Raw genomic sequence first — 5,882 nt, forward strand, 5'->3', positions numbered from 1 at the left:
CTTAAGACTGGTGTGACAAAACATACTTCGAAGGAGTTAATTCTTAATCCTACTTATAGGGAAATGGCAGATTACTATAATACTGTAGTGATGCCTGCACGCGTGCGTTCACCAAAAGATAAGGGCAATGTCGAAGGAGCTGTTGGTGTTATTTCTACATGGATTATCGCGGCATTAAGGAATATACAATGCTTCAGTATTGATGAATTGAATGAAGAAGTTTGGATGAAATTAGAAGAATTTAATCAACGACCTTTTACTCGAAAGAAAGGTTGTCGCTTGTCAGCGTTTGAAGAAGAGGAGAAATTCGCCCTTTCTCCTCTTCCAATCACGCCTTACAGAATGTCTAAGTGGAATACTGTGAAAGTTCGCCCTGATTACCACGTATCTGTCGAGAGTATGTTTTATTCGGTTCCATACGAATACATCAATCGAGAAGTGGAAATAAGGCTAACAGATGATTTAGTTGAAGTTTATTTTAATCATATGCGAATAGCTTCTCATAAAAGATTATATGGCAAATTTGGTCAATTATCCAGCATTCGTGATCATATGCCTGATAATCATAAACTGTTTGTAGATCAAACACCTGAGGCTGCGATTGAATGGGCAGAGAGTATTGGCCCATCAACATTGAACGTCGTTCAATATATTCTTGACGCCTCTCAAACTGAAAAACTAGCAGTACAATCTATATTCTCACTAAAAAAGTCTGAACGTCGTTATTCTAAATATGAAATTGAACGTGCATGTAAGATGATTATTTCAATGACTAAACGACCGACCGTTAAAGGCATTCAAACCATATTAAAGAATAATAAAAAGAGTGATGCGGAACAAGAGCTAAAACGCAAAACGGAAATAAACAAAAATAGCTATGGTTTCACACGTGGAGCTGCATATTATGGAGGTAAACAAAATGATGAATGAACAAACGTTGTCAAAACTACACGAAATGAAATTAAGTGGTATGGCTGAAGCGTATGAAGAGCAAGCGTCGAACAAAGAGTTTCAAAAGATGAGTTTTGAAGATCGCTTTTCTTTACTTGTGGACATAGAACAATCTCGTCGCCGAAACAATAAGCTTCAACGCTTAATAAAATCAGCAACATTTTTAAATTCAAATCCATCTATCGAAGATATAGAATATCATAATGATCGCAAACTAGATAAAGAACAGATATTAAAGCTGGCCAGCTGCACTTATATACATGACAGCCATAATATTATACTAAAAGGACCAACAGGTTCAGGAAAGACATTCTTGGCCACTGGATTTGGAATAGCTGCCTGCCGGCAACACTATAAAGTAAAATATATCCGCTTACCAGAATTACTAGATGAATTGTCGCTCGCAAAACTAGCAGCTGACGGAAGTTATCGGAAAATCATCAGAAAGTATACGAAAGTTGATTTACTAATACTGGATGAGTGGTTACTTACGGACTTAACATCGGATGAGGCAGCTATATTATTAGAAATAACTGAATCTCGCCATAAAGTAGCTTCAACTATTTTTTGTTCACAAACCGATCCCAATGGATGGCATGTGAAATTGGGAAATGAAACTATTGCCGAAGCAATTTTAGATCGTATTATTCACGATTCCTATCAAATTATGATAGACGGAGAAGTTTCAATGAGAGAACGTCATGGCTTGGCGGTGTATAAATGATCCCAGAGGAAGTTGAAAAACCGTTTAGCAAGGTACTTTTTTCATAATTACTTACCTAATGAAGTAATGTATGGAATAATAGATAAACTGTTGCCCCCATGTATCAACACAGAAAACGAGGACTTGGATATTGATGAACTTGTTCAGTGGGGTATAGAGATAATTAATCGGGAATTAGCCAATAAAAGATCGGTATGAAATAACCAGGTATTGGAATCTAGTATTCCAATACCTGGTTTAAATTGAAGGGACTAAAAAGCCGTACAGCTCTTTAAAGATTGATACCGTAGGGCTTCTGTGTAATTGTGGTAAATATATCGGCAATCGATGGTAAATTCCGTGGCAATTGGTGGTAAATAATATGGCAAGGGTGGTAAATTCTGATGGCAGTATTCAAGGATCTCGAAAAAGATAACTCTATAGTTCAGAAGTATCTTGAAAAGGAAGAATTAGAGGAATTGTTGACAGTGACTAAGAACGAGGGATTAGAAGGAGATCTACTTGCTTTTACAATGTTAGCTTATACTGGCTTGCGAGTGGGCGAATTAGTTGCTTTAAAATGGAATGATATTGATTTTGATAACCATACTTTACGGGTTATAAGAACGTATTACAATCCAACTAATAACAAATTAAAGTATCAATTACTAACACCCAAGACAAAAACGTCAAGACGTATCATATCAATAGATGAACTATTGATTAAAATGCTCAGGATATATAGTAACGAACAGAACAAAATCAAAAAAGAGAACAAACCTTTTTATCACGATAAAAACTTTATCTTCGCAACCAACGAAGGATTTCCAAAAACCTTAAAAGCTATTTCTATTCGATTACAACGATTACTAAAAAAAACAACCATAGAAAAGGCAATTACACCACATTCGTTTAGACACACCCACACTTCTTTACTGATTGAAGCAGATGTTCATATTAAAGAGATACAGGAAAGACTCGGTCATGCCGATATACAAACAACAATGGATATATATGCACACATGACAAAAAACATAAAAAGAGAGTCCTCTAAAAAGTTTAGTAATTTAATGAATGACCTTTCTAAAGCAATAATTGATTAGCATGACCTATTTAAAGTATATGAAAGTGAAACATTGAAGTAAAAGGAGGAAATTAAATGAAAGACGAATTAGTAAGTTATAGGGTTAGTGGATGGTGTTATCATGGTATTAACACTGCACAAAATCCCGCATTTGAAGAAACGATAATATTGGTAAATTTATGACGTTTGGAAAAGGTGATCTTTCAAATGAATTGCAAGAAATAATTCTTAAGGCAATCAAACAAGGTATCACTCCATTAAAGTCGGACAGTTCCGATATGTTTTTCATCGCGTAACATTACATCTATAGTTCTTTTATTCAACTTGTCTTTTCCTGTTGGGGATTTAATTTCAAGTTTTTCTAATTCTGTATCAATTCCTATAATACTTTGACCATTAAGGTACAGGTCAATTAACTGAACATTTTTAGCCTCTGCGTCGTCAATAATAAGACTGCCATCAACATCATTTTTATAACCATAGCACTTTCAGTTGTAAAGCTTCGAAGTTCCTAGTTCAGCTCTTTGTTTAATACCCCATCTAATATTATGACTTCTAGATTCATTTTCAGCTTGAATTATGGATTCAATTATAGAAATCATAAGGTCACTATCTGAATTTACAGTACTAAAGTTTTCTTGTTTAAATATCACACGAACTCCTAATGTCTTTAGTTGATTTAAGGCTTCAAGTGTAACCTCGCCAAACCTACTTATGCTCTTAGTAAGTATAATATCTAGATTATTAGATTAGCAATCTTCAAACATACGATCAAACTCTTTGCGAGAAGAACCAGTTTTACTGGAGGTTATGTCCATATTACACATCAACATGAAGCCATTGTGTTGTGGTAGCAGTTAATAGTAGTATAAAATGTATTTTCATATTTTTTTGCATAAAACACCTCCTCAAACTAGGGTATTTTTGCACAACCCCTCGAAAAGGTGGAATAAGGATGTTTCTAGGGTATGCAAAAGAGCGTTTTTTAACGCCGTTAAATCGCCCGATTCCTTAATGCTGCTTCATTCCATTGCGTTCATTTTTTCCAAAATCCTTTTTCGGCTAGGGTTCGTATAAAGTAATGTTGTATGAATGTTTGAGTGGCCAGCCATTGCTGCCACCTCGTGAACATCAAAGCCGTTCTCTAGAAAATACGTACAGAAAAAGTGTCGGAAGTCGTGAGGTGTGATGTGTGGCTCAATGCCCGCTATCTTACTGTACTTGTCCAGAGCCTTATAAAATGTGATTCGGGAAAGCTTATCATTACGATTACTTAAGAAAATATAAGGACTTTCCCCTGCAAAACGATATTGTTGTCGTTCCTTATTGAGATACCCTCTGACAATACGGATAACACGATCCATTAGATAAACCGTGCGCATTTTGCCCCCTTTTCCATCCCCCACTACCAATTCTCGCGAATCAAAGTGCATATCCACGATTTTTTGATTAAGAGACTCACTGACCCGAAGGCCAGTATAAGCCAAGAAATTCACATGGGCATAATCTCGTTTGCTTCCATGTTCAAGAACCGTTTGGATGAACTGATTAATTTCATCTATTGTATGGATCGCCGGCGAAGCATATTGTTTTTGGACCTTTTTATAGTCGGTTCTTGAAATAACGATTTCTTTTTGCACACCGTTTGCGATAAGAAAATCATTCCACGCCCGAAGGCCCGCCATCCTGGAATTAAAAGTTGAAGGATGGGTGTCTAAACGTTTCAGGTATTCCTTATATTCAGAGATGTTCTCTTTGAATAATTGCTTTGGCTCATGGGCGTAACGAGCGGTAAACCATTCTGAATATTTTCGTACAGCAATTACATAAGATTTGTTGGTGTTTGTGGACCTTTCGATGATTTGCAGGTATGTTTGGAATTCATCAAGTGTAGATGCTTGCTGTAAATTATGTTTCATTAGACATCGACCTTTCCAAGATAAATTATGTTTCATTATCATCTATAATTCTATCAGGAAAAGACTCGTAATGAAACATAAGTTACATTATGTTTCATTACAGTATTATGAGAAGAACAAGCCTTTATTTCGCTCCAGGGAAGGCAAAGAATCATTAAAGCGACAACAAGCCTATCGTATCATTGGGGCAGCAAGAGCCGACCAATTAAAAAAGGCGCACAAATACCGCATCCTTGCAACATTTTAGACGTATAATAAATAAACATACTATTTTGAAATATTCCTTCGAGGGGCGGGCGAAAACATCACGCTATAAAGCGCTTTTTAATTTATTTTTAAAGAACGGCTAAATATCTCTTCAATTTTATATCAAACTCTTATACATCACAACATGAGGACCAATAGAGGGATACTCAAACACTTCACCATATTGTGTAAAACCAATTTTTTCATAATATACTTGCACATTTGTTCTACCTTTACACCATAGAAATTTTACATCCTGGTCTTTTAATACATCCTCAGCATAGCTTACTACAAATCTTCCAGCTCCCATATTACGAAACTCGGTCAATGTAGCCATTGCCCTTAATCTAAACTGTTTATCCGTAGAAAAATCGGGACACTTTTCGGCACAGAAAGATGCGACACTGATAAGTTTTTTCTGGTAAAACGCTCCAATATGAAATGCCCCTGGTTTATAGTCAGTATCATATATACATTCTTCAAATGATTGATGTGGACGCAAAATTTTATGTCTGAGAGGATAAGTCATCTCTGGTTCAACTTCTTTAAGTTCTAACATTATTTTGTCCTCCTGTACTGAAATATTAGACAATACTTGTTCAAAAATCTGACCATTGTTCAAAATTGGCGCAATTCCAGATAAGCGCCCAATCGCGGAAGATCGTTATTGATGTAAATCAAAATTTAATAGGAATCTTTAAATTCAATAATTTACTATATCTTTTCCCGTTCAACTTTTTTTATTTTTGGGTATTCAATTGGATCAATCAATTTTCGTCCCTCATTAAAATAATCTGATGAAAATAACCTTGCAAGCTCTAGCTTTCCAAAAGTTCCTTCCCTGTATTCAAAATGTTATAAGTTCTTCAGAAAGTTTTAAACCTTGATTTTCACTAATAGCACCATAACCAGTTGTGCATTAGAAGCTCTTCTTATTTTATAATATTCCTTTTCGGGAGTTTTTTCTTTCTCATATCCT

The 5,882-nt window shown here is 35.4% G+C and carries 9 protein-coding genes; 5 read left to right on the plus strand and 4 right to left on the minus strand.

Annotated elements, in window-relative coordinates:
• The 4 genes from ACOI1D_RS20855 to ACOI1D_RS20870 all read left to right on the plus strand — a co-directional run.
• Positions 1-930, plus strand: a 930-nt coding sequence (locus tag ACOI1D_RS20855) for a Mu transposase domain-containing protein (RefSeq protein WP_422504043.1), incomplete at its 5' end; no start/stop codon positions are given.
• The gene (istB, locus tag ACOI1D_RS20860; RefSeq protein ID WP_422504053.1) at positions 920-1,675 is read left to right on the plus strand and encodes an IS21-like element helper ATPase IstB; all 756 of its coding nucleotides are present in this window, start codon (positions 920-922) and stop codon (positions 1,673-1,675) included. The genes ACOI1D_RS20855 and istB, both read left to right, overlap by 11 nt.
• A gap of 12 nt (positions 1,676-1,687) precedes the next feature.
• The gene (locus ACOI1D_RS20865) at positions 1,688-1,873 is read left to right on the plus strand and encodes a hypothetical protein (protein WP_422504045.1); all 186 of its coding nucleotides are present in this window, start codon (positions 1,688-1,690) and stop codon (positions 1,871-1,873) included.
• A 185-nt stretch (positions 1,874-2,058) separates the two neighbouring features.
• A complete protein-coding gene (locus ACOI1D_RS20870; protein WP_422504046.1) occupies positions 2,059-2,757 on the plus strand; it encodes a site-specific integrase in 699 nt (232 codons plus the stop codon).
• 238 nt (positions 2,758-2,995) lie between these two features.
• Here the strand turns inward: ACOI1D_RS20870 and ACOI1D_RS20875 are convergent, their stop codons facing one another.
• The 3 genes from ACOI1D_RS20875 to ACOI1D_RS20885 all read right to left on the minus strand — a co-directional run bounded on the left by ACOI1D_RS20875 (position 2,996) and on the right by ACOI1D_RS20885 (position 4,657).
• Entirely contained in the window at positions 2,996-3,187 is a 192-nt protein-coding gene (locus ACOI1D_RS20875) for a recombinase family protein (protein ID WP_422504055.1), read from the minus strand.
• Positions 3,188-3,226: 39 nt separating this feature from the next.
• Positions 3,227-3,472 (minus strand): recombinase family protein, encoded by a 246-nt coding sequence (locus ACOI1D_RS20880; protein ID WP_422504056.1) that lies wholly within the window; start codon positions 3,470-3,472, stop codon positions 3,227-3,229.
• A 288-nt stretch (positions 3,473-3,760) separates the two neighbouring features.
• Complete coding sequence (locus ACOI1D_RS20885) at positions 3,761-4,657, minus strand: tyrosine-type recombinase/integrase (RefSeq protein WP_422504047.1); 897 nt, start codon at positions 4,655-4,657, stop codon at positions 3,761-3,763.
• Between the two features lie 70 nt (positions 4,658-4,727).
• Between ACOI1D_RS20885 and ACOI1D_RS20890 the strand changes: the two genes are divergently transcribed.
• The gene (locus tag ACOI1D_RS20890) at positions 4,728-4,904 is read left to right on the plus strand and encodes a hypothetical protein (protein ID WP_422504049.1); all 177 of its coding nucleotides are present in this window, start codon (positions 4,728-4,730) and stop codon (positions 4,902-4,904) included.
• 117 nt (positions 4,905-5,021) lie between these two features.
• Here the strand turns inward: ACOI1D_RS20890 and ACOI1D_RS20895 are convergent, their stop codons facing one another.
• Entirely contained in the window at positions 5,022-5,462 is a 441-nt protein-coding gene (locus ACOI1D_RS20895) for a GNAT family N-acetyltransferase (RefSeq protein WP_422504051.1), read from the minus strand.
• Positions 5,463-5,882 lie beyond the last annotated feature (420 nt).

It is taken from the genome of Virgibacillus sp. DJP39, from assembly GCF_049310925.1.
Taxonomy (GTDB): domain Bacteria; phylum Bacillota; class Bacilli; order Bacillales; family Amphibacillaceae; genus Virgibacillus_F.